Annotated in this window: 23 protein-coding genes and 1 other annotated feature; of the genes, 22 read left to right on the top strand and 1 reads right to left on the bottom strand. The window is 27.5% G+C overall.

All coding sequences use genetic code 11. The features are described from left to right. The first annotated feature begins 443 nt into the window (after positions 1-443). From Q4E08_RS08255 to nth, 6 genes are all read left to right on the top strand, one after another. Positions 444-1,715, top strand: coding sequence for a magnesium transporter (locus Q4E08_RS08255; protein ID WP_303130106.1), 1,272 nt, complete (start codon positions 444-446; stop codon positions 1,713-1,715). Between the two features lie 145 nt (positions 1,716-1,860). Further along, positions 1,861-2,098 (top strand) — a binding site (T-box leader). Between the two features lie 56 nt (positions 2,099-2,154). Beyond that, a complete protein-coding gene (gene cysK / locus Q4E08_RS08250; RefSeq protein WP_303130104.1) occupies positions 2,155-3,057 on the top strand; it encodes a cysteine synthase A in 903 nt (300 codons plus the stop codon). Positions 3,058-3,090: 33 nt separating this feature from the next. After that, positions 3,091-3,675, top strand: coding sequence for a serine O-acetyltransferase EpsC (gene epsC, locus Q4E08_RS08245; protein ID WP_303130102.1), 585 nt, complete (start codon positions 3,091-3,093; stop codon positions 3,673-3,675). 28 nt (positions 3,676-3,703) lie between these two features. Beyond that, entirely contained in the window at positions 3,704-4,684 is a 981-nt protein-coding gene (gene queG, locus Q4E08_RS08240; RefSeq protein ID WP_303130101.1) for a tRNA epoxyqueuosine(34) reductase QueG, read from the top strand. A 55-nt stretch (positions 4,685-4,739) separates the two neighbouring features. Next, positions 4,740-5,444, top strand: coding sequence for a 1-acyl-sn-glycerol-3-phosphate acyltransferase (locus Q4E08_RS08235; protein WP_303130099.1), 705 nt, complete (start codon positions 4,740-4,742; stop codon positions 5,442-5,444). A 67-nt stretch (positions 5,445-5,511) separates the two neighbouring features. Further along, on the top strand, positions 5,512-6,147 hold the full coding sequence (nth, locus tag Q4E08_RS08230; protein WP_303130097.1) for an endonuclease III: 636 nt from the start codon (positions 5,512-5,514) through the stop codon (positions 6,145-6,147). 38 nt (positions 6,148-6,185) lie between these two features. Here the strand turns inward: nth and Q4E08_RS08225 are convergent, their stop codons facing one another. Beyond that, positions 6,186-7,046 carry a DMT family transporter gene (locus Q4E08_RS08225; RefSeq protein ID WP_303130094.1) on the bottom strand — a complete coding sequence of 287 codons (861 nt, stop codon included), beginning with the start codon at positions 7,044-7,046 and terminating at the stop codon, positions 6,186-6,188. 146 nt (positions 7,047-7,192) lie between these two features. On the opposite strand from Q4E08_RS08225, the gene Q4E08_RS08220 reads away from it, so the two are divergent. The 16 genes from Q4E08_RS08220 to Q4E08_RS08145 all read left to right on the top strand — a co-directional run. Beyond that, positions 7,193-8,104 carry a D-alanine--D-alanine ligase gene (locus tag Q4E08_RS08220; protein WP_303130091.1) on the top strand — a complete coding sequence of 304 codons (912 nt, stop codon included), beginning with the start codon at positions 7,193-7,195 and terminating at the stop codon, positions 8,102-8,104. Between the two features lie 156 nt (positions 8,105-8,260). Continuing rightward, on the top strand, positions 8,261-8,959 hold the full coding sequence (locus Q4E08_RS08215; RefSeq protein ID WP_303130090.1) for a response regulator transcription factor: 699 nt from the start codon (positions 8,261-8,263) through the stop codon (positions 8,957-8,959). Beyond that, positions 8,949-10,499 carry a HAMP domain-containing sensor histidine kinase gene (locus Q4E08_RS08210; protein ID WP_303130089.1) on the top strand — a complete coding sequence of 517 codons (1,551 nt, stop codon included), beginning with the start codon at positions 8,949-8,951 and terminating at the stop codon, positions 10,497-10,499. The genes Q4E08_RS08215 and Q4E08_RS08210 overlap by 11 nt, the downstream gene beginning before the upstream one ends. A gap of 96 nt (positions 10,500-10,595) precedes the next feature. Beyond that, positions 10,596-11,552: a glycoside hydrolase family 25 protein gene (locus Q4E08_RS08205; RefSeq protein WP_303130088.1), complete on the top strand. Its 957-nt coding sequence runs from the start codon at positions 10,596-10,598 to the stop codon at positions 11,550-11,552. A gap of 149 nt (positions 11,553-11,701) precedes the next feature. After that, entirely contained in the window at positions 11,702-13,102 is a 1,401-nt protein-coding gene (locus Q4E08_RS08200) for a VanW family protein (RefSeq protein ID WP_303130087.1), read from the top strand. A gap of 147 nt (positions 13,103-13,249) precedes the next feature. Continuing rightward, positions 13,250-14,089 (top strand): Cof-type HAD-IIB family hydrolase, encoded by an 840-nt coding sequence (locus Q4E08_RS08195; RefSeq protein ID WP_303130085.1) that lies wholly within the window; start codon positions 13,250-13,252, stop codon positions 14,087-14,089. A 26-nt stretch (positions 14,090-14,115) separates the two neighbouring features. Continuing rightward, positions 14,116-15,129: a spore photoproduct lyase gene (splB, locus tag Q4E08_RS08190; protein ID WP_303130083.1), complete on the top strand. Its 1,014-nt coding sequence runs from the start codon at positions 14,116-14,118 to the stop codon at positions 15,127-15,129. A 183-nt stretch (positions 15,130-15,312) separates the two neighbouring features. Beyond that, the gene (locus tag Q4E08_RS08185; RefSeq protein ID WP_303130081.1) at positions 15,313-15,774 is read left to right on the top strand and encodes a tRNA (cytidine(34)-2'-O)-methyltransferase; all 462 of its coding nucleotides are present in this window, start codon (positions 15,313-15,315) and stop codon (positions 15,772-15,774) included. Positions 15,775-15,794: 20 nt separating this feature from the next. After that, positions 15,795-16,643, top strand: coding sequence for a DegV family protein (locus Q4E08_RS08180; RefSeq protein ID WP_303130079.1), 849 nt, complete (start codon positions 15,795-15,797; stop codon positions 16,641-16,643). Positions 16,644-16,753: 110 nt separating this feature from the next. Next, the gene (locus Q4E08_RS08175; RefSeq protein WP_303130077.1) at positions 16,754-17,827 is read left to right on the top strand and encodes a BMP family protein; all 1,074 of its coding nucleotides are present in this window, start codon (positions 16,754-16,756) and stop codon (positions 17,825-17,827) included. 226 nt (positions 17,828-18,053) lie between these two features. Beyond that, positions 18,054-19,433, top strand: coding sequence for an RNA polymerase factor sigma-54 (gene rpoN, locus Q4E08_RS08170; RefSeq protein WP_303130075.1), 1,380 nt, complete (start codon positions 18,054-18,056; stop codon positions 19,431-19,433). A gap of 146 nt (positions 19,434-19,579) precedes the next feature. Continuing rightward, complete coding sequence (locus Q4E08_RS08165; RefSeq protein ID WP_303130073.1) at positions 19,580-20,638, top strand: sugar-binding transcriptional regulator; 1,059 nt, start codon at positions 19,580-19,582, stop codon at positions 20,636-20,638. Between the two features lie 53 nt (positions 20,639-20,691). Further along, entirely contained in the window at positions 20,692-21,693 is a 1,002-nt protein-coding gene (gene gap, locus Q4E08_RS08160; protein WP_303130072.1) for a type I glyceraldehyde-3-phosphate dehydrogenase, read from the top strand. Positions 21,694-21,806: 113 nt separating this feature from the next. Continuing rightward, complete coding sequence (pgk, locus tag Q4E08_RS08155) at positions 21,807-22,997, top strand: phosphoglycerate kinase (protein ID WP_303130070.1); 1,191 nt, start codon at positions 21,807-21,809, stop codon at positions 22,995-22,997. A gap of 119 nt (positions 22,998-23,116) precedes the next feature. After that, positions 23,117-23,863 (top strand): triose-phosphate isomerase, encoded by a 747-nt coding sequence (gene tpiA, locus Q4E08_RS08150; RefSeq protein WP_303130067.1) that lies wholly within the window; start codon positions 23,117-23,119, stop codon positions 23,861-23,863. A 190-nt stretch (positions 23,864-24,053) separates the two neighbouring features. Next, a partial coding sequence (locus Q4E08_RS08145; RefSeq protein WP_303130108.1) for a hypothetical protein occupies positions 24,054-24,151 on the top strand: 98 nt, incomplete at its 3' end.

The following is a 24,151-nucleotide window of genomic DNA, read 5'->3' as shown; positions in this document are numbered from 1 at the left end:
GATAATAATAGTATTTATATTAATAGATATTATATTTATAATGATAGGAATAAATCCTATTCCATATTCTATATTTGGCGAATCTTTAATATTAATTAGCTTAAATAGTTGTGTAAAAACGTTTAAATAATAATAAATGTTATAAAAGTAGTTGCCTTTTAATCTTAATATAATATAATGTAAGTATAGAATAAGTTTATAATATAAAATTATTATTTAAAACTTTAGGCGGTTTTGTGGTATAACAAAGCCATTTTTTATTTTTATAAATTTTAATAAAAAGGATGGTGAATTAATAAATGGAGGTTGGACCCAATTTAAATGACAACCCAAAACTCAATAATGTCTTAAGGGAGACTTCTATTTAATTTACAAACTTTTTGTACTGTCATGATTTAATAGTTTAAAGGTTTCCCTTATAGGCAATAAGGAGGAGAGCTATAATGAAGCAAATGACAGTATTTTCTTATACAGATATATTAGGTAAAAAAATATATGATGAATTTAATGATACTATGGGAGTATTAAAGGATGTATATGTAACAACAGAAGAAGGATATCCAAAAATAATTGGTTATAAAGTAAAGAGAGATGGTTCTATATATCACTATGAATTTAGAGATATAAATTTTTATAAGGCTGATGGAAAAGTAATAATAGATACAAAGGGAAGTAAAGAAATCTTGCCAAGAACTTATAGTTACCTTTTATCAAGACATCTTTTAGATAAAAAGATTGTTGATATAAATGGAAAAAAGGTAGTTAGAGTTGATGATTTAAGAATAGCTAAAATTGCAGGAGAATATAGAGTAGTAGCTGTTGAAACAGGACCTCTTGTTAGATACAAGAGAATGGGGATAAGCTTTTTAGTTAAGCCAATATATAAATTACTTGGAAAAAGTTTTGAAGAAACAGTTTTAATGTGGGATGATGTTGAATCATTAGAAATGATAAATAATAATTTAAAGTTACAAGTACCGTATAAGAAGCTTTCTAAACTACATCCAGCAGACCTTGCTGATATATTAGAAGAACTAGATACTAAATCAAGAAAACAAGTATTTGAATCACTTGATGATGATTTAGCTGCAAATACATTAGAAGAATTAGATCAGGAATATAAGGGGAAAATTATTAAGGAATTATCAGAAAGTAAAGCAGCTGAACTTTTAGAAAATATGCCAAGTGATGAAATAGCAGACCTTTTAGATGAACTAGATGAAGAAGAAAGAGAAAAAATATTAGTAAATCTTGAAAAAGAGGATGCTGAAGAAGTAAAAGAACTTTTAGAATATGAAGATGAAACTGTTGGTAGTATAATGGCTAAAGACTTTATATCTTTAAATTTAGATATAACTGTTAAAGAAACGGTTGATATATTAAAAGAGATGCAACCTGACGAAGAAGTTATGTATTATATTTATATAACTGATAATGAGGATAAATTACAAGGATCAGTTTCTTTAAGAGAATTAATATTAAGTGATGGAAGTAATAAATTAAGTGAAATAATGGAGACAAATATCAATTATTTAAAACATGAAGATTATATTGATGAAGCTGTAGAAATAGCGAATAAATATGACCTTTTATCTGTTCCGGTAATTGATGAGGATGAAAAACTTATTGGTATAGTTATAATTCATGATATAGTAGATGAGTATTTATATCCATTATGGAAAAAGAAGAATAGAAAACCAAAAGAAAAGTATTAGAATATATGTGTAGTAATATTGTTTAAATTTTTATTTAAACAATATTACTACACTTTTTAATTTAATTTAAAATTTTATAAAAGTTGTTGACAATAAAATAAAAGAGAATATAATAATATTATAAAACATATCAAAATACTCTGAATTAAAAACTGTGAAAAAGGAAAGTAGTATAAAGGAAGATTACAGAGAGAAAAGTGTTGCTGAGAGCTTTTTATCAAGAATTTATATGAAGTGCCCTTTGGAGTTGTAATCTGAAAGTTTAGTAAGATTTTCCGGATTCGCCCGTTATAGCGATAAAGTATTTTTATGTACTTGAATTTTAAAGGGGAATTATTTTAATTCAATTAGAGTGGAACCGCGGAAGTTACTTCGTCTCTATATTTAGAGAGGGAGTTTTTTTTATACATAAAATTAAAAGTTTTTGGGAGGTATTAATATGATTTACAAAAATAGTTTAGAAATGATAGGAAGTACACCAATATTAAAAATGAATAGTATAGACGAAAATAGTGCAGACATATACGTAAAACTTGAAAAATTTAATGTAGGTGGAAGTGTAAAAGATAGAGCTGCTCTTGGAATGATAGAAAAGGCAGAAAGAGATGGTTTATTAAAAAAAGGTGATGTTATTGTAGAGCCAACAAGTGGAAATACAGGAATAGCTCTTGCAATGATAGGAAGACTTAAAGGATATAAAGTAATTATAGTTATGCCAGATACTATGAGTGAAGAAAGAAGAGCTTTAATAAGAGCTTATGGAGCTGAACTTATATTAACAGATGGAAGCAAAGGTATGAAAGGAGCAATAGAAAAAGCAACAGAACTTTCAAATAAAGATGGATATTTTATGCCACAACAATTTGAGAATAGCGCTAATAAAGAGAAACATTATGAAACTACAGCTATTGAAATATTAAACGATATAAAGGATTTAGATGTTTTTATTGCAAGTGTTGGAACAGGAGGAACAGTTACAGGTATATCAAAAAAATTAAAAGAAGAAATAAAAGAATTAAAAACTGTAGCAGTTGAGCCAGAAAATTCTAAAGTATTAAGTGGAGGAAAACCAGGGCCACATAAAATACAAGGGATAGGAGCTGGATTTATTCCTGCAATATATGAAAGTAAATATGTTGATGAAATAATTTCAATAACAGATGAAGAAGCATTTGAAGCTGCTAGAGAATTTGCAAAAGAAGAGGGAGTATTAGTTGGAATATCTTCTGGAAGTGCTATAGCTGCAGCTAAAAAGATAGCAAAAAGATTAGGTAAAGGTAAAAAAGTTTTAGCGATAGCACCAGACGGTGGAGAAAAATATTTATCAATGGGACTTTATTAGAAAATTTTAAAATCTAAAGGAGGAACTGCTGTTATGTTTAAAAATTTAAATTATGATTTGGAAAGAATATTAAAAGAAGACCCAGCAGCAAGAGGTAAAATAGAAGTATTATTATTGTATCCATCTGTTCATGCATTAATTGCATATAGAATATCAAATAAATTATATAAGCATAAATTATTTTTTTTAGCTAGATTAGTATCTCAAATAAGTAGGTTTTTTACTGGAATTGAAATTCATCCTGGTGCTACTATAGGAAAAGGTTTATTCATAGATCATGGAATGGGAGTAGTAATTGGAGAAACAGCAGAAGTTGGTGATAACGTTACTATATATCATGGAGTAACATTAGGTGGAACAGGTAAGCATAAAGGAAAGAGACATCCTACTATTGGGAATAATGTTATAATAGGGAGTGGTGCTAAAGTTTTAGGACCTATAAATATTGGAGATAATGTTAAAATAGGAGCTAACTCAGTTGTTTTAAAAGATATAGAAGATGATAAAACAGCAGTTGGAATACCAGCAAAGGTAGTTAAAAAAGTAAATTCTAAAATTATAACTATTAAAGATGTTGAAGGAAAATATAAAGATATATATAATGAAATGATAATTTAAATATAGGTTTTAGAAAGTGTGTTTGAAAATGGATATAAAAAATGAAATTTTAAAATTTTGCAGCAGTCTAAATTTAGATTTAGTTGGATTTATAAAGTGCAGAAAATTTGAAGAACTAAAAGGCTTCTTAAAAGAAAGACAGGATTTAAATCTTCAAAATGAATTTGAAGAAGAGGATATAGAAAAAAGAATAAATCCTAATATATATATGGAAGAGGGGAAGACTATTATATCAATAGCTTTCCCTTATGCTAATTTAGAAAACTTTGAAAATAATGGTTTTTCTATTTATACAAAAGGAGAAGATTATCATAAAGTTTTACATGAATACTTAGAAAAAATATGTGGATTTATTAATAGTTTAGGCGGAAATAGCATAGCGTTAGTAGATAGTAACTCTCTTCCTGAGAGATATATTGCAAGTTTAGCAGGTATAGGCTTTATTGGCAAAAATAATATGATAATAACAGAAAAATATGGTTCTTATGTTTTTTTAGGAGAAATAATAACTGATTTGGAAATATTTGAAGAGGATAAAATTACATTACAAGAATCTATGGAATATAAAAAATGTGGTGATTGTACTATTTGCTTTAAGGAATGTCCAACTAAAGCTATTAATAAATTTAGAAAAAATACTAATATTTGTGTTTCATATTTAACTCAAAAGAAGGACTTAAATGATAATGAATTGAATTTATTAAATGGAAGAATATTTGGTTGTGATAGCTGTCAATTAAAATGTCCATATAATGAACATATAGAGTTCTCAAATATAGAAAGTTTTAAAGTAAAAGAATTTATGAAAAATGATAATGAGGATTTTATAATAAATTTAAACAATAAAATATTTAAAGAATCTTATAAAACTACATCTTGTGGATGGAGAGGAAAAAATATTTTAATAAGAAATGCTATAATAAGAAAGTTTAAATTAAAAAAAGAAAGTATAGATAATATAAAAAGTGAATCTCCTTATATAAATAATTATATAGATAGACTTTTATAAGCATCTAGAATATAATATAGATTGATTAATATTATAGGAAGTGGGTGGGGATTTTATGTTATCACCATTTATGGCGAAGATTATAGGAATGTTACCAGAAAGCTTAGTGGTGTACGTTGGAAAGAAAATTACTGACGGGTACATAAAAAAACATGCAAATTTACATATCAGTGGATATGAAAAAATAAAAGATATAAAAGGCCCTATAGTCTTTATATGTAATCACTTGAGTAATTCTGATGGATTACTTTTAAATAAAATTTTAAAAGAAGACTTTGACCCATATTTTGTAGCTGGAGTTAAGTTATCAGGAGATCCTATAACTAATATAGGTATAAAAATGGTTAAAAATATTCCAATAAAACCAAACACAGCTGATAAGGAAGCTATGACAAAAATGGTTAAAGTATTAAGAGGTGGAGAAAATCTTTTAATATTCCCTGAAGGAACAAGAAGTAGAACAGGTGCTATGATTGAGGGGAAAAAAGGAATACTACTTCTTGCTAAGGTAAAAAATGTAACTGTTATTCCAATAGGTATGTCAGGAACAGAAAAACTTTTACCTATATGCAAAGATGGAGATATGGGTGGAGAGGTTTGGCAAGATGCTGATGTATATTTAAATTTTGGTGATCCAGTAACTTTACCTAAAAAAGAAAAAGAAGAAACAAAGCATGAATATGATGATAGATGTATGGAATTTTTAATGAAATCTATAGCTAAAGAATTGCCAGAAAGTTATAGAGGTGTATACAAATAATATTTTAAGACTCGCTCTAATATTTTTAGGGCGAGTTTATTTAAAAGAAAAAAATGGGGTGTGAATTATGAAGAAGAGAACAAAAGAAATACTTGATATATTAAAAGAAACTTATCCAGATGCAAAATGTGAATTAAATTATAAAACACCTTTTCAATTATTAGTAGCAACTATTTTATCAGCTCAAACTACTGATAAAAAAGTTAATGAAGTAACAGAAAGTCTTTTTAGAGATTATGGAGATTTAGATTCATTTTTAACTTTAACTAATGAAGATCTTGAAAAAAGAATAAAACAAATTGGTTTATATAGAAATAAAGCAAAAAACTTAGTTCTTATGGCAAGACAACTTAAAGAAAATTTTAATGGTGAAGTTCCAAATACAATGGAAGGAATAACATCACTTGCTGGAGCTGGAAGAAAGACTGCAAATGTGGTTTTATCAAATGCATTTAATATTCCATCTATAGCTGTTGATACACATGTATTTAGAGTTTCTAATAGACTAGGATTAGCTAATTCAGAAAATGTTTTAGAAGTAGAAAAGCAACTTCAAAAAGAATTACCTAAGAAAGAATGGTCTTTAACGCATCATCTTTTAATCTTTCATGGAAGAAGATGCTGTTCATCACAAAGACCAAAATGTTTTGAATGTCCTCTTAATCATATTTGTAAATGGAAGGATAAAAAACAATATATGTAAAAAAAGCTAAGGCTATTTACCTTAGCTTTTTTATATTTTTATGCTTTTTTAGATAATTTATTGTTATATATAAACATAGCTATTGAAGCAATAATTACAATTGCATAACCAATAAAACTAAATTTAGTTGGCACTTGTCCGAATAAAATAAAACCTATAAAGGCAGTAAATATTATTTGTGTATATGAATATATTGAAATTTCTTTTGCTGGTGCATATTTGTATGCTGAAGTTAATGAGAATTGAGCAACAGATGCAGCTACTCCAGCCATTAATAAATAAAATAATTGAATTATACTAAAAGGCTTAAATGTTATGATTACAAAAGGTAATGTAAATAATATTGAAAATAATGAGAAAAAGAATACTATAGTAGGACCTTTTTCACGATTACCTAAAAATCTAACAAAAGTATAAGCTGCCCCAGCAAATATAGCTGAAGATAATCCAACTAAAGCAGGAATTATTTCTAAACTAAAGGAAGGTCTTATTATAAATAAACTTCCAAGAAATGCAGTTATTAAAATTATAAATTGATTTTTTGTAATTTTTTCTTTCAAGAAAAGGCTAGAAAATATTATTACAAAAAATGGTGAAAGTTGATTTAACATATTAGCATCAGCTAATATTAAATGTTCTATTGCATAATAGTTAGCTATAATTCCAAGAGTTCCAAGAAGAGCTCTACCAATTAGAAATTTTCTATTTTCTTTTTTACCAAATAAACTATCACCGCTTTTTCTTATAACATAAAAAGCAACTATACAACTTACAAGATTTCTAAAAAGACTTTTTTCTATTGATGGCAAATCGCCAGCAAGCTTTACAAATGTACTCATAACAGCAAATGAAAGAGCTGATATTATCATAAGTATAATAGCTTTATTTTTATTATTCATATGAAAATCCTCCTATAAAATTTTACTATGATAACAATATACTATTCTACAAATAAATGCAAATTTCATATTAAATTTATGCATTTTATAAAATATAGTGATATAATATTATAAGTTGAAAATTTATATGCTTTTGGAGGTACATTATGAAAGTTGGAGTTATAATGGGGGGTATCTCATCAGAAAGAGAGATATCATTAAACAGTGGAGAATCAATATTAGAAAATATAGATACTAGTAAATATGATGTTTGTAAAATTGTTATAGATAAAAAAGAAGATATAATAAATAAAGTTAGAGATGAAAAAATAGATTTTGCATTACTTGCACTTCATGGTCAATTTGGTGAAGATGGAACTGTTCAATCAGTTTTACAATGTTTAAATATACCTTACTCAGGTTGTGGCCCATTAAGTAGTGCAGCTTGTATGGATAAAGATATGACAAAAAGTCTTTTAAAAGCAGCAGGAATTAGAACAGCACCTTGGATAAATGTAAGAAGTGTAGAAGAAATAGATTATGATAAAATAGAAGAACTTGGTTATCCAGTAGTAATAAAACCAACACACGGTGGATCAAGTGTTGCAACATTTATTATAAAAGATAAAAGTGAAGTTTTACATGCAGTAGAAGAAGGATTTAAATGGGATACAGAAGTTATGATTGAAAAGTTTATAAAAGGAGAAGAAATAACTTGTCCTATATTTAATGATAAAATGTATCCGGTACTTGCTATAAAACCAAAATCAGAGTTTTTTGATTTTGAATCAAAATATCAAGATGGTGGAGCTGATGAGTTTATAATAAATTTAGAAGAAGATTTACATGAAGAAGTTGAAAAAATGGCTCTTTTAACTTATAGAGCATTAAAATGTTCAGTATATGCAAGAGTTGATATGATAGTAACAGAAGATAAGGTTCCATATATATTAGAAGTTAATACTTTACCAGGTATGACTAAAAACAGTTTATTCCCAAAAAGTGCAGCTGGAATAAATATTTCATATAGTGGATTAATAGATGATATAATTGAAACTTCATTAAAAGAAAAAAGATAATAAACTTTATAATAAAAAAGGCTAAGCTTTAATAGTTTAGCCTTTTAATTTAACCTTAAAACTTTTAAGAATTTATTAAGGAAATGTTATTTAATTATTTAAGAAGTCAAATTTATAATCTTAAATATACTAGTAAAATAGTTTGGAGGAATTAATTTGAGAAGAGAGAGAATTTTAATTGTTGATGATGAAAAAGAGATAAGAGATTTAGTTGAGATATATTTAAAGGGTGAAGGATATGAAACAATTAAAGCACAAGATGGAGAAGAAGCATTATATTTACTTAAGGAAAATGAAATAGATTTAGTAATATTAGATGTTATGATGCCAAAATTAAATGGTATAGAAACTTGCCTTAAAATAAGAGAAGAAAGTGAAATACCAATTATAATGCTTTCAGCAAAATCAGAGGATATAGATAAAATATTAGGTCTTAACATGGGAGCGGATGATTACTTAAGTAAGCCCTTTAATACATTGGAATTAATAGCTAGAGTAAAATCTCAGCTTAGAAGATATAAAAAGTTTAATAATAAACCAAAAGAAGAATCTGAATTAATGATAGTTATAGATGATTTATGTATAAAGTTAGATACTCACGAAGTGTTTTTGGGAGAAAAGAGTATAAGATTTACTCCAACGGAATTTGATATATTAGTTTTACTTGCTAAAAATCGCGGAAAAGTATTTTCAATGAGAAATATTTATGAAAGTGTATGGGATCAAGAATATATGGAATCAGATAATACTGTTATGGTTCATATTAGAAAAATAAGAGAAAAGATAGAAGAAAATCCAAGAAGTCCTAGATTTTTAAAAACAGTTTGGGGGGTAGGATATAAAATTGATAAATAGAAAAAATAAAAAAGAGAAGGAGCCAAAAGAAAGAAAAAGGGATAAATTAAAAAGAAAATATGAAGACTTTAAAAAAACAAAAATAGGAATTATGCTTAAAGAATTAATTCAAAAATTTGATACTAAAATAAAACAAAGTATTAGATTTGAGCTTATGATTATATTTGCTTTATGTTTTATAATTGCAACAATATCATATGGAATTTTAAATGATATGTTTAAAAATGTTCATACTAAAGCAGAAATTAGGTATGAATATAGTAATATGGAACATAATGCTCAAGATATAGTTAATAAAATAGAACATGAAAGTATAAATAGCGATGTAAAAATAAATAATAAAAATTTCTTTAATAGGTTAATGGATACTTATTCTAATGGGAATGATAAAATTTATATAACAGATATAGATGGAAAAGTTTTGTATAGAAATCAAAATGCATCTGAAGAAAAAATAGATATTTATACAGTACTTAAAAATGTTTCAAAAAATCCTAAAGATGAATATGATTCAAGAGAATATACTATTATATATCCAATTGATATAGGTAATGGGAAATATTACATAATATATACTGGAATTCCTAGTGCAAGAATAGAATATGTTGATTATTTTGTTTCAAATTCTTATTTAGCATTAACTTTATCTATAATAATATTTATAGTAACATTTTTAATTTTAACTAATAAGAAAACAAAATATTTAGACGAAATTGCAAAGGGAATTAAGAATATAGCTGATGGTGATTTATCTCATAGTATAAGTGAAAATGGTAATGATGAAATTGCAAATATAGCTATAAATGTTAATAATATGGCTAAGGAAATAAGTAGCAGAATAGAGGCACAAGAAGAAGCTGAGAAAACTAAAGCCGATTTAATAACAAATGTTTCTCATGATTTAAGAACTCCTTTAACATCTATAATGGGATATATAGGTTTATTAAAAGATAAAAGATATACAGATGAAAAATCAATGAATGAGTACTTAGATATTGCTTATAATAAGGCTGAAAAACTTAGAATTCTTATAGAAGATTTATTTGAGTATACAAAATATAATAATAAAGGAATAAAGCTTAATAAGGTTGATGTTAACTTATGTGAATTTGTAGCGCAAGTTTCAGAAGAATTAAAGCCTTATTTTGAGAGCTCAAGTATAGACCAAATAAAAACTTTAGCTGATGAAAAAATAATAGTAAATATAGATCCTGATAAAATGGTTAGAGTTTTAGAAAATCTTTTAACTAATGCTGTTAAATATTCTTATAAGCCCGGCGCTGTAATAATTGGAGTTTATGCAAAGGATGGATATGCAACAATAGCTGTAAAAAACAGAGGGGAAAATATTCCAAAAGAAAAGATGGATAAATTATTTGATAGATTTTATAGAATGGAAGAATCAAGAAATACAAGTCTTGGTGGATCAGGTTTGGGGCTAGCCATTTCAAAAAATATAGTAGAAATGCATAAAGGTGAAATTTGGGGAGAATGTTATGGAAATGATATAAGTTTTTATATAAGACTACGAATTAAGTAAATTATAAGATTTTAGTAATTTTTTTAATCATGTAACCTTAAGCTGTTTAATTTAATATCTTAATAAAGAATAAGTATTTTTACTTTTGGAGGAGTTATGCAAGATAAAAATCCTAAAAGTACCTTTGGAATAGATATAAATGAATATAGCCAAGGTGTTGATTTTACAGTATTATCAAGAACTGTTGATTTTCTATATTTAAGAGCTTCTGGATCAGGTAGTGGATATTTTAGAGTTGATAAAAAGTTTTTAGAATATGCAGTAGAAAGTAGAAAATTTTCTATACCAGTAGGAGCATACCATTATGCTATGCCTTCTTATAATCTTTTAACTGCAGATTCACAATGTGATGATTTTATTGATACTCTTCAAAGAGGATTTGGAAATAAAAATTACGGAGATTTATTTCCAGTATTAGATGTTGAAGCACCAATAGATCCTAAAATGAGTACAGATGCTTTAATTAATTGGGTTGATAGATTTAGACAAAGATTTGAGAAAAAAACTAGAAGAAGACTTATGCTTTACACAGGATTATTTTTTATACAGCTTTATAATGACTTTAAATATAGTGACGGAACATATCCTTTAAAAAATATGCCTCTTTGGATTGCTATGTATACAAATATACCAAGTAATCCAAAAGTTCCACCTAATATAGGAGGTTGGACTAGATGGAGAATTTGGCAATTTAGTGAAAGTCAAAAAGTTCAAGGAGTTAATAATCCTCTTGATGCGAATTGGGGACCAAATAATTTAGATATTTTAATGCAACCAAAGCAAGTTAATGGTTTAAAAGCTTGGAGAGATAATGAGTATATTTATGTGTCATGGAATAGAAATAATGATATAGATTTATTAGGATATAATATATTTATAGATAATTATTGGGTTGGAACAGTTGATAGAGATGATACATCTTTTAGAATACCTTTAAGTAAAATTTATAAACCTAATAATAGAGTTTTAAATATTACTATAGAAGCTTTTGATTATGATGGAGAAACATCACAAATTAGAACTTTATATAAGTTGGATGGTAGATTAATATAAAATAATAATTATTAAATTAATAAGAGTCTTTCGAAGATAAAAAAATTTGAAAGACTCTTTAATAAATAAAAAAGTATTAAAAATAAATATGATATGTTATATAATGTAAATGATTAGAAGGGAATTAAAATGAACGAAGGGAGTATATAATGGGTACAGGTGAAGATGGGAAATTAAATAAAAATGATAATATGAGAAAAAAATTAATTATAGGAACTATTGTTATATCTTCAATTGCAATTATAGGTGGAGTTTCATATGGAGTATCAGCCAATAAAACAATAAATGAATGGAATAATAAAATTTATCCAAATGTATTTATTGAAGAAGTAAATGTTGGTGGTATGACAAAAGAAGAAGCAAAATCTGTAATAAAAAATAATTATACAAAAAAAATAGATGATAAAGATATAGTAGTAAATATTAAAGGAAAAGATAAAGAGTATAAAGCAAAGTATTCTGAAATATCACCTAAATATGATATTGATAAGGCAGTAGATGAAGCATTTAATTATGGGAAAGATTCAAGTTTTTTTAAGAAAAATTCTTTAATAAAAAATAAAAATAATTCAAAACAAGAAGTTCAACTTAACTTTAGTTATAACAATAAAAAACTAGAATTATTAGAAAACAAAATAGTTGACAAATTTACTACATTACCTAAAAATGCTAGTATATCTATAAATGGAGATATTTCAATAACTCCAGAACAAATTGGTTATGGAATAGATAAAAAGGATTTGGATAATAAATTAAAAAAAGAATTAAATGGTGATATAGAAAATCAAACTAAAATAATAGTAGAGAAAAAAGAAGTAAAGCCAAAAATAACTAAAAAAGATCTTTCAAAAATTGATGGTGTTATTGGAGAATTTACAACATCATATAAATCATCAGATTCTAATAGGTCAACAAATATTCAAGTTGTAACAGAATTTGTTGATGGAACAGTTTTAATGCCAGGAGAAGAATTTAGTTATAGTAAAACTAGTCAAAAAGATAAAAGTCTTTATAAAGAAGGAAATGCATATATAAATAATCAAATAGTAAAAGATATTGGTGGTGGAATATGTCAAGTTTCAACTACTTTATATAGAGCTGTAATGAGAGCAAATATTAGGTCAACAGAAAGACATAATCACTCATTAACAGTTGGATATTCAAATCCAAGTCTTGATGCAACTGTTGCATGGGGATATTTAGATTATAAGTTTAAAAATCCATATGATTTTCCAATATATATAAAAGGAATAACTCATAACAAAAATGTAACCTTCAAAATATATGGTAATGTTGATGGATTAAAAGGAAGAAGTTATGATATGACAAATGAAATACTTAATGTTATAAATCCAAAAGAGGAGATAATAAAAGATCCAAATCTTAAAGAAGGAACAAGAATTGTTGAGTCTAATGGGCAAACAGGATATGTTTCAAAGGGATATCAATTAACTTATGAAAATGGTAAAGTCATAAAGAAAGAATTAATATCTACGGATAGTTACGCTATGGTACCGAGAAAGGTTAGAGTTGGTACTAAGAAAAATTAATTTTTTAAATTATTAAACTTTTAATTGAATAAATTTTTATGGAAAAATATAAGAGTTTTTCATAAAATATAAATAATGTATTATTAAATGAAGCAAGTTATAATATATAACTTGCTTTTGTTATAGAAAGATATTGGAGATGTATATATGATTTATAAAATGGTATGTATAGATATGGATGGAACTATGCTTGGAAAGAGAAAATCTATATCAGAAGAAAATAAAATGGCTGTAAAAGAGGTTAGTAAAAGAGGAATTAAAGTAGTTGTTACAACAGGAAGGCTTTACAATAATGCAGCATATTATTCTAATCTTATTGGTGCATCAGATTTTGTAATTGCTGGAAATGGAGCTGTTATAAAGGAAAAATATAAAGATAAACCTATATTTAAAAGCGAATTAGATATAGATATTATAAAGAAATTGCTTATAGCAGCTAAAAAGTGCAAGGTTGTATTGCATTTACATACAATTGATGAAGTAATAACAAATAGTGTTTTAAGCAGTTTAATTGCAAAAATAGTTTTACCAGATATAAGAAATAGAGACTTTCCTGTAAATATTAAAGTTCTTAAAGATTTAAAAAATATTGACGATAGTATAAAAGCATATAAAGGTAAAGTAACTAAATGTATAATGTTTTCACCTTTAAAAGAAAGAACAGAATTATTTAGACGAGAAATAGATAAAATTCAAGGAATAACATATTACTGTTCAGGGGGAAGAAGTATAGAAATAAATAAAATAGGTGTTTCAAAAGGAAATGCTGTAAAAATGTTAGCTAAATATTATGGCATTAGAAGAGAAGAAATAATTTGTATAGGTGATAATGAAAATGATATATCAATGATAGAATATGCTGGACTTGGTATAGCTATGGGAAATGGAATTTTAGAGCTTAAAGAGAAAGCAAATTATATAACAGATACAAATATAAATGATGGAGTTAGAAAAGCATTAGAAAAATTTATATTAAATAAGAGATAGAGAAATACTATTATAGAGGTGATTTTATGTTTAATCCATCTAAAATAGTATTTGATGAGAAATCATTACAATATCCTTTAGGCAAAAAATTATTAGAGAAATTTAAAAAAGAAAATAAAAATATAGTAATAAATAAAGGTGGCAGAGTTACTGGTAAAAAAGGAGAAACACCGATACAGAGTTTTGTATCTGGGAAGAAAACTTTAGTTATAGCAGTTAGAAAAATAACTGAATTTCAAAGTTGTAAGCCATCTGCTCACTATCAATTACCATTATTAAGTGGATGTAGTGGTATGTGTGAATATTGTTATTTAAATACTCAGCTTGGAAAGAGACCATCAAGTAGAATATATGTAAATATAGATGAGATTTTAAATAAAGCATTAAAATATATAGAAGAAAGAAAGCCTGCTATAACTGTATTTGAAGGTGCTGCAACATCAGATCCAATACCTGTTGAAGAATATACTGGTTCTATGAAACGTGCCATAGAATTTTTTGGAGCAAATGAATATAGTTTATTTAGATTTGTAACTAAATTTAAAGATATAGATTCATTAATTGGTGCTAAGCATAATGGAAGAACAACAATAAGATTTAGTCTAAATACAAATAAAATTATAAATGAATTTGAAAGAGGAACCGACTGCTTTGAAGAAAGAATAAAAGGAGCTAAAAAGTTGTACGATGACGGATATAAAATTGGTTTTATAATAGCTCCTGTATTTTTATATGATAATTATAAAGATGAATATTTAAATTTAATAAAAAGAATTGGAAATGAGTTTAATGATAAAGAAAGAAAAATTGAAATAGAAGTAATAACTCATAGGTATACAGAGAGAGCTAAAAATCAAATATTAAGTGTTTATCCAAAATCAAAACTTCCAATGGATAAAGAAAATAGAACTTTAAAATATGGTCAATTTGGTTATACAAAGTATGTTTATAACAAGGAAACATTAGAAGAAGTTAAAAGCTTTTTTGAAGAAAATTTAAAAAAATATATTAGTAATTGTATAATAAAGTATATTATTTAAAAAATAATTTTATAGTATTTAAATTAAAATATTAATATTATAGAGAGGTTTAAATTCTTTGACTAAAGAGAATGGATGTAGTATTATTTTTATTATAAGTTTAAAGATAAACTTTTGAAAGCTTAAGATGAATGTGAATTCATCTTCTTTTTTCTGTTTATATGATTATGGAAGGTGATTTTTTTGAATTTAAATATAGTTATGTATCAACCAGAGATACCACAAAATACTGGAAATATAGCAAGAACTTGTGTTTTAACTGGATCTAAGTTACATTTAATAAAGCCTTTAGGATTTGATATAAGTTCAAAACAAGTAAAAAGAGCAGGTCTTGATTACTGGGATGAATTACAACTTGAGGTACATGAAAGTTATGAAGAGTTCATGAAAAAGTATGGGGATAAAAAAATATATTTAGCAACAACTCATGGTGGAGAACATTATGATGAAATTAAGTTTAATGAAGGGGATTTTATTATGTTTGGAAGGGAAACTTGTGGAGTGCCGGAAGATGTTCATAATGCTCATGAAGGATTAAGAGTACCTATGATTAAGACAAGTACTAGAAGTTTAAATCTTTCAAACACAGTTGCTATTGTTGCATATGAAGCATTAAGACAGATGGGATTTCCTAATATGAAATAAAATAAAGGGGGACTGAGTGAATGGAAAAGATTAAAATTATAACAGATAGTACCGTTGATTTACCAAAAGAGCTTTTGAGTGAATTGGATATTGAGGTATTACCAGTTCTTATAAATTTTGGAGAAGAAAGTTATCTAGATGGTGTTGAAATAACATTAGATGAGGTATTCAAAAGAATAGATGAAGGTGATGTATTTCCAACAACAGGTCAGATTACTCCAAATAGATTTGTGGAAACATATAAAAAATATATTGATGAAGGTTACAAAGTTTTAGCTGTGTTAATGTCATCAGGTATGAGTGGAACATATCAATCAGCATGTGTTGCAAAACAAATGTTAGAGACAGATGATGTATATATTGTAGATTCGCAAACAATAACAGCTGGACTTGGTATTTTAGTTTTAAAAGCAGCAAAGCTTAGAGATAGTGGATTAAAAATAGAGGAAATAGTAAATGAATTAGAAGAAGTAAAACCATATATAAATAGTTCATTAAGTTTTGACTCTTTAGATAATTTAGTTAAAGGTGGAAGACTTCCAAAAGCTGTAAGTGTTGTTACAGGAATGCTTGGAATAAAACTTATACTTGAAGTTAAAGATGGAGTTATGGATGTAAAAGGTAAAGTAAGAGGACCTAAAAAAGCGGTTAAGAGAATTATAAGTGATATGGAAGAACTTGTTCCAAGAAAAGATATGCCAGTACTTTTAGTAGATGTTAATTATAATGAAATAACTCAGCCTCTTAAAGAATATTTAGAAAGCAATAATATTGATTATATAGAAGGACCTGTTGGATGTTCAGTAGGAATACATTCAGGAAATAAAGCAGGTGGATTATTTTTTATAAGTGAAAAATTAAATAAATAAAATATATTTAAATATAAAGAAGCATCAATTTTGATGCTTCTTTTATTTTGTATTAAAAAATATTTTTAGGAAAAGATAAAATTGATAAATTTTATAGAGGTGAGAAATTTATGGATAAAATAAATAAAAATAGAGAAATCTCAGTATTACTGTTATTATTGATAAGTTTATATTTAATTATGTTAGTAGGGGGATGTAAAAATGGAGCAGGGTTGGTGCATAGAGGAAAGATAAATGTTGCTCTTATGGCTCAAGATTTTAATGATAAATCATTTGGATTCCTTGCTAAGAAGGGTGCTGATGAAGCAAAGGAGAAATATGATATAGCAACAGAATATGTAGAGTTTTCATCTCAAGTTGAAGGAAGAAATGAGGGAATTGACAATTTACTTAGAAAAACAATAGGAGATACAGCAATGGTAATATGTATGGGAAGGGAAACAAAAGGGGCTGTAGAGAAGGTTGCAAGAGAAAGAAGAGATAAAAGCTTTGCAATAATAGATTCTAAAGTTGAAGAAGCTAATGTTAAATCTATATTATTTAAGCATCAAGAAGGAGCATTTTTAATGGGAATAGTTGCCGGAGGAGAAACAAAAGCTAATAATGTAGGGTTTGTAGGGGCTTTAAATGATGAGAAGGGATTAGAATTTTGCAATGGTTATATAGCGGGTGTAAAAACTGTAAATGAAAAGGCTGCAGAAGGATTAATAGACGGAATAAATACTAGATTTATTCAAACTTATTCAGATGAAAAAAAAGGATATGAGAAAGCTATAGAATTGTATGATCAAGGTTGTGATATCTTATTTCAAGCATGTGGAAAAGCAGGATTGGGAGTGTTTAAAGCTGCTAAAGAAAGAGGAAAGTTGGCTATCGGTATAGACGTAGATCAAAAGATAGAACTTCCAGAATATAAAGACCAAATAATATCATCAATGATTAAAAAAGTTGATAAATCCGTATTAAAAGCTTGTAAAGAAATTAAAGAGGGAAGTTTTAAAAGTGGCATAGATAATCTTGAAGAATACGGAGTAAAAGAAGAAATAATAGATTATGCGCCTTCAACAGAACAAAGTGTATCTAACAAAACTATGGAAAACTTAAAAAAATATAAAGAGATGATAAAAAATGGAGAATTACAAATACCAAAAAAATTATATGAAGTTATAGAATTTAAAGCGTAATAATATATAAATAAGTAGATATGTCAGAAAACAATTACAATTTAGTTTGTAAGTAAATTAGTATATGATATAATAATTTAAAAAGAATATTGCTTAGAGTTAATTTAGATGGAGAATAACTCCATCTAAATTAGTTTATATTAAATCATATTAAATTTTTACATATTAAGAAGAGTTATATTGTAATTTTTTATAGTAATAAATGTGTGTAGAGAAGGGTGATATTATGAAGATGGAGTATTCTATGAATCTTACGCAAGAGCAAAGATTAGTTATGACACAAGAAATGCAAATGTCTATAAAAATGCTTCAAATGTCAGTAAATGATTTAAGAGAATACATAGATAAAGAATTTGAGGAAAATCCAATATTGGACATAAAAGATACAAGTCAGGAAAAGTCTTCAATAAGTGAAGAAAAATTTATGGACAAGTATGATTATAAAGAAATGATAAAATACTTTGAGTTTGATAATTATGGAGCTCAAAGTTATGGAAATTATGATAATGATGAATTATCCCCATTTAATTTTATATCTGAAAAAAAATCACTAAAAGAATATTTACATGAACAACTAATGGAAGTTTATATAGATGAATATACACTAGAAATCGGAGATTATATAATAGAAAATTTAGATCATAGGGGATATTTAGAATGTGATTTAAAGCAAATATGCAATGAACTTAAAATAAGTGAAGAAAAAGGTGAAGAAGTCTTAAAAATAGTGCAAGATCTTGAGCCTTACGGCATAGGAGCTAGAAATATAAAAGAGTGTTTACTTATTCAATTAAATAAATTAGCTTTAGATGATGACATTATAGTAAAAATGGTTGAAGAAAATCTTGAAGATATAGCTGAAAATAGATACGGAGTTATTGCTAAAAAGTTAAATATATCACCTAGAGAAGCACAAAGATATGGAGATATAATAAAAAGGTTAGAACCAAAACCATCAAGAGGATTTTATACTGGGGAAGAAGTGAAATTTATCATTCCAGATGCAGCTATAAGAGAATTAGATGGTGAATTTATAATAATAATGAATGATAGTGTTGTACCTAAGTTATCAATAAATAAAACTTATAAAGATGTATTAACTAACAATGATGAAATTGCATCAAATTATGTAAAGGATAGGCTTAATAAAGCTTTATTTTTAATAAAAAGTATAGAACAAAGAAGAAGTACATTATATAGGGTTTTGGAAATAATAATAATAAAACAAAGAGAATATTTTGAAAAGGGATATAATTTTTTAAAGCCTATGACTTTAAAAGAAATTGCAGAAGAACTACAAGTTCATGAATCAACAATAAGTAGAGCAGTTAAAGATAAATACGTATTAACTGATAGAGGAACAGTTAGAATAAAGGATTTATTTACAACAAGCATTTCTTCATTAAATAGTGAGGATACAGGAGTTATAAAAATAAAAAATAAAATAAAAGAAATTATAGAATCAGAAGATAAAAAGAAGCCTTATTCAGATCAAAATATAAGTGATAAATTAAAAGAAAATGGTATGAATATATCAAGAAGAACTGTGGCAAAATACAGAGAGGAAATGCAAATAAGGTCCTCAAGCAAGAGAAAAAGATTATAAATATAAAATAAAATATTTAATTAAATATAAAACAAAACGTTAAATTAGGGATAAAAATGAAAAAAAATAAAATTTATACTTTAAAAATTAGTTAATATAACTTATAATAAGATTGTGGGACAAAAACATTAAGTATGGGACGCTTTATGACCAAAGGAGTGTTGAAGTTGCAGGAAATATTAAAGCTACAGAAAAAGATAGTTCCTGAACTTATAGAGGTACTCGAGAAAAGGTACAATATATTAAGGACTATATTTTTAAATCAGCCTATAGGAAGAAGAGTTTTAGCTAATGAACTTTTACTTAGTGAAAGGGTAGTTAGAACAGAAGTAAGTTTTCTTAAAGGTCAAGGATTAATACAAATTAACACAGCAGGTATGAATGTAACAAGTGCTGGTGAAGAGATAGTTGATAAACTAAGTGAATTTATTCATGAAGTTAGAGGATTATCAGAAATAGAAAAAGGAATTAAGACAGCTCTAAATTTAAAAGATGTTATAGTAGTACCTGGGGATATAAATGTTAATCAATCAGTACTTAAAGATATTGGTAAAGCAGCGTCTAATTACTTAAGAAAGATAATAAAAGCCAATTCAATTATTGCGCTAACTGGAGGAACTTCAGTTAAGGAAGTTGTTGAAGCTTTTGGAAGTATAAGAAATGTTCCAAATGTTTTAGTAGTTCCAGCAAGAGGTGGACTTGGTAGAAATGTAGAAACACAAGCTAATACATTAGTAGCATTACTTGCTAAGAAAACTAATGGAACTTATAAGATGCTTCATGTACCAGAAAGTGTTAGTTTAAAGGTTTTAAATTCTTTAAAAGAAGAAGACTCTATAAAAGATGTAGTAGATAGTATACACAATGCTGATATATTTATATATGGTGTTGGTGATGCTTTTGAAATGGCTAAAAAAAGAGGTCTTACTGAAGAAAGTGTAAAAAAACTAACAGAACTTAATGCTGTAGGAGAAGCATTTGGATGTTATTTTGATAAAAATTCAACAGTGGTTTCAAGTACAACCGCTATTGGAATAAATATAGATGAAGCCAGAAAAATTAACACGCATATTGTCGTGGCTGGTGGAAAAAATAAAGTTGAGCCGATTATAGCGACTCAAAAAAATAATGAAAATGGTGTTTTAATCACCGATGAAGCTACTGCAAGATCTATCTTAGATATTTTAAGCAGTTGTAACAATTAATTTGTTTATAAAAAAATTTTTTATAAAAGCTATTTTTAGGAGGTATTTACATTATGGTAAATGTAGCAATTAATGGATTTGGAAGAATAGGAAGATTAGCGTTAAGATTAATGATCAACAACCCAGAATTTAACGTTGTTGCAATCAATGACTTAACAGATGCTAAAATGTTAGCTCACTTATTCAAGTATGACTCAGCACAAGGAAGATTCGATGGAGAAATCGAAGTTAAAGAAGGAGCTTTCGTAGTAAACGGAAAAGAAATCAAAGTTACTGCAAATGCTAACCCAGCTGAATTACCATGGGGAGAATTAGGAGTAGACATCGTATTAGAATGTACTGGATTCTTCGCTTCAAAAGAAAAAGCTTCAGCTCATATCGAAGCAGGTGCTAAGAAAGTTGTTATATCAGCTCCAGCTGGAAACGACCTTCCAACAGTTGTATTCAACGTAAACAACGAAATATTAAAAGCAGAAGACACAGTTATTTCAGGTGCTTCATGTACAACTAACTGTTTAGCTCCAATGGCTAAAGTATTAAATGATTCATTTGGATTAAAAGAAGGATTCATGACTACAATCCACGCTTACACAAATGACCAAAACACTTTAGATGCTCCACACAGAAAAGGAGATTTAAGAAGAGCTAGAGCTGCTGCAGGATCAATCATTCCTAACTCAACAGGAGCTGCTAAAGCAATCGGATTAGTTATCCCAGAATTAGCTGGAAAATTAGACGGAAACGCTCAAAGAGTTCCAGTAATCACTGGTTCATTAACTGAATTAGTATGTGTACTTGACAAGAAAGTAACTGCTGAAGAAATAAACGCTGCAATGAAAGCTGCTGCAAACGAATCATTCGGATACACTGAAGATCCAATAGTATCATCAGACGTTATCGGAATAAGCTTCGGATCATTATTCGATGCAACTCAAACAAAGATCATGGAAGTTAACGGAGAACAATTAGTTAAAGTTGCTTCATGGTACGACAACGAAATGTCATACACTAACCAATTAATCAGAACTTTAGGATACTTCGCTAACTTAAAGTAGTCTATTAATTAGATAGTAAACATAAAGTTTTATAAGTCTGGTTTTGTAGTATAAGGCTATAAGGCCAGACTATTTTAAAATATAGGTATAATTTATTTTAAGAGGTGAAAAGAATGAACTTCAATAAAAAGACTATAGAAGATATCAATGTAAAAGGTAAAAAAGTTTTAGTAAGATGTGACTTTAACGTACCACTAAAAGATGGTGTTATAACTGATGAAAATAGATTAAACGGAGCACTTCCAACTATCAAATATTTAGTTGACAATGGTGCTAAAGTTATTCTTTGTTCACATATGGGTAAACCAAAGGGAGAACCAAAGCCAGAATTATCATTAGCACCAGTTGCTAAGAGATTAAGCGAAATGCTTGGAAAAGAAGTTGTTTTTGCAGCTGACAACAATGTTGTTGGAGAAAATGCTAAAAAAGCAGTAGCTGAAATGAAAGACGGAGACGTTGTTTTATTAGAAAACACTAGATATAGAAAAGAAGAAACTAAAAATGGAGAAGAATTCTCAAAAGAATTAGCTTCACTTGCTGAAATTTTTGTAAATGATGCTTTCGGAACAGCACACAGAGCTCACTGTTCAACAGTTGGTGTTACTGATTTCATAGATACAGCTGTATGTGGATACTTAATCCAAAAAGAATTAAAATTCTTAGGAGATGCTGTTGAAAATCCAGAAAGACCATTTGTAGCAATCTTAGGAGGAGCTAAAGTTTCAGATAAAATTGCAGTTATAAATAACCTTTTAGATAAAGTTGATACTTTAATAATAGGTGGAGGAATGGCTTACACATTCTTAAAAGCTCAAGGATACGAAATCGGAACTTCATTAGTTGAAGAAGATAGAATTGAATATGCTAAAGAAATGATTGAAAAAGCTAAAGCTAAGGGAGTTAATTTCTTATTACCAGTAGATCACAGAGTAGCTACAGAATTTAAAGATGTAGAAGCTACTATTACTGAAGATCAAAACATTCCAGCTGGAAGCATGGGATTAGATATTGGACCAAAAACAGAAAAATTATATGCTGATGCAATTAAAGATGCTAAAACAGTTATTTGGAATGGACCAATGGGAGTATTCGAATTCGAAAACTTCAACAAAGGTACAATTGCAGTAGCTAAGGCTATGGCTGATTCAAATGCTACAACTATAATTGGTGGTGGAGATTCAGCTGCAGCTGTAAATATATTAGGATTTGGAGATAAGATGACTCATATCTCAACTGGTGGTGGAGCATCACTTGAATTCTTAGAAGGTAAGGTATTACCAGGAATAGATGCTTTAAATAGCTAATAAGCTGCCTAAATAGTTTTTATAAATAAATATTGCCACTCTTTATAGAGAAAAAAAGAGTGGCTCTATGTTTTATTAAATTTGGTTAAAAACATTAAATAAATTTAGAGGTGATTTTAATGAGAAAAGCAATAATCGCAGGAAACTGGAAAATGCACAAAACTCCAGCAGAAGCTGTAGAGTTCATTAACGAATTTAAACCATTAGTAAAGGATGCTACTTGTGATGTAGTTCTTTGCCCAACATTCGTATGTTTAGAAGCTGCTGTAAATGCTGCTAAAGGATCAAATGTTAAAATAGCTGCACAAAACATGCACTTTGAAGAAAGTGGAGCTTTCACAGGAGAAGTTGCTCCAGGAATGCTTGAAGCTATGGGTGTTGAATACGTAGTAATCGGACACAGTGAAAGAAGAGAATACTTCAACGAAACTGATGAAACTTGTAACAAAAAAGTTAAAGCTGCACTTAAGCACAACATAACTCCAATCCTTTGCTGTGGAGAAACTTTAGAGCAAAGAGAATCAGGAAAATATGTAGAAGTTTTAGCAGGACAAATCAAAGCTGATTTAGAAGGATTAACTAAAGAAGAAGCAGAAAAAGTTGTTATAGCTTATGAACCAATTTGGGCTATCGGAACTGGAAAAACTGCTACATCAGAACAAGCAAACGAAACTATAGCTTCAATCAGAAAAGTTGTAGCTGAAATGTTCGGACAAGAAGTTGCTGATAAAGTAAGAATTCAATATGGTGGATCAGTTAAGCCAGCTACAATAAAAGAGCAAATGGCTCAATCAGATATCGATGGAGCTTTAGTTGGAGGAGCTAGCTTAGTAGCTTCAGACTTTGCTCAAATCGTTAACTACTAATATTAATTAATTGATTAATATTTAGAATTAACATAAAAGGCAATAGTCATGATTGAATAATAGCAATTCTTTCATACTATTGCTTTTTATTGTTTGTATTATTATATTGTAGTATAATATAAATGAAAAAAGTAGAGTATAATAGTAATATTTTTATTATTTATTAAAGTAAATAAATGGAGGTAGAGTAATGGCAAAGAAACCAGTAATGTTAATGATACTAGATGGTTTTGGAATAGCAGAAGCTTCAGAAGGTAATGCTGTTTCATTAGCTAAAAAACCAAATTT

The sequence above is a fragment of the Clostridium sp. genome, from assembly GCF_030532265.1.
Lineage (GTDB): Bacteria > Bacillota > Clostridia > Clostridiales > Clostridiaceae > Clostridium.
This window is presented reverse-complemented; position numbering and strand designations above follow the sequence as displayed.

Bases quoted from the DNA above. Each gene is read 5' to 3' on its own strand.
- Q4E08_RS08255 (WP_303130106.1), top strand. From the start codon at position 444: ATGAAGCAAATGACAGTATTTTCTTATACAGATATATTAGGTAAAAAA.
- cysK (WP_303130104.1), top strand. From the start codon at position 2,155: ATGATTTACAAAAATAGTTTAGAAATGATAGGAAGTACACCAATATTA.
- epsC (WP_303130102.1), top strand. From the start codon at position 3,091: ATGTTTAAAAATTTAAATTATGATTTGGAAAGAATATTAAAAGAAGAC.
- queG (WP_303130101.1), top strand. From the start codon at position 3,704: ATGGATATAAAAAATGAAATTTTAAAATTTTGCAGCAGTCTAAATTTA.
- Q4E08_RS08235 (WP_303130099.1), top strand. From the start codon at position 4,740: ATGTTATCACCATTTATGGCGAAGATTATAGGAATGTTACCAGAAAGC.
- nth (WP_303130097.1), top strand. From the start codon at position 5,512: ATGAAGAAGAGAACAAAAGAAATACTTGATATATTAAAAGAAACTTAT.
- Q4E08_RS08225 (WP_303130094.1), bottom strand. From the start codon at position 7,046: ATGAATAATAAAAATAAAGCTATTATACTTATGATAATATCAGCTCTT.
- Q4E08_RS08220 (WP_303130091.1), top strand. From the start codon at position 7,193: ATGAAAGTTGGAGTTATAATGGGGGGTATCTCATCAGAAAGAGAGATA.
- Q4E08_RS08205 (WP_303130088.1), top strand. From the start codon at position 10,596: ATGCAAGATAAAAATCCTAAAAGTACCTTTGGAATAGATATAAATGAA.
- Q4E08_RS08200 (WP_303130087.1), top strand. From the start codon at position 11,702: ATGGGTACAGGTGAAGATGGGAAATTAAATAAAAATGATAATATGAGA.
- Q4E08_RS08195 (WP_303130085.1), top strand. From the start codon at position 13,250: ATGATTTATAAAATGGTATGTATAGATATGGATGGAACTATGCTTGGA.
- splB (WP_303130083.1), top strand. From the start codon at position 14,116: ATGTTTAATCCATCTAAAATAGTATTTGATGAGAAATCATTACAATAT.
- Q4E08_RS08180 (WP_303130079.1), top strand. From the start codon at position 15,795: ATGGAAAAGATTAAAATTATAACAGATAGTACCGTTGATTTACCAAAA.
- Q4E08_RS08175 (WP_303130077.1), top strand. From the start codon at position 16,754: ATGGATAAAATAAATAAAAATAGAGAAATCTCAGTATTACTGTTATTA.
- rpoN (WP_303130075.1), top strand. From the start codon at position 18,054: ATGAAGATGGAGTATTCTATGAATCTTACGCAAGAGCAAAGATTAGTT.
- Q4E08_RS08165 (WP_303130073.1), top strand. From the start codon at position 19,580: ATGACCAAAGGAGTGTTGAAGTTGCAGGAAATATTAAAGCTACAGAAA.
- gap (WP_303130072.1), top strand. From the start codon at position 20,692: ATGGTAAATGTAGCAATTAATGGATTTGGAAGAATAGGAAGATTAGCG.
- pgk (WP_303130070.1), top strand. From the start codon at position 21,807: ATGAACTTCAATAAAAAGACTATAGAAGATATCAATGTAAAAGGTAAA.
- tpiA (WP_303130067.1), top strand. From the start codon at position 23,117: ATGAGAAAAGCAATAATCGCAGGAAACTGGAAAATGCACAAAACTCCA.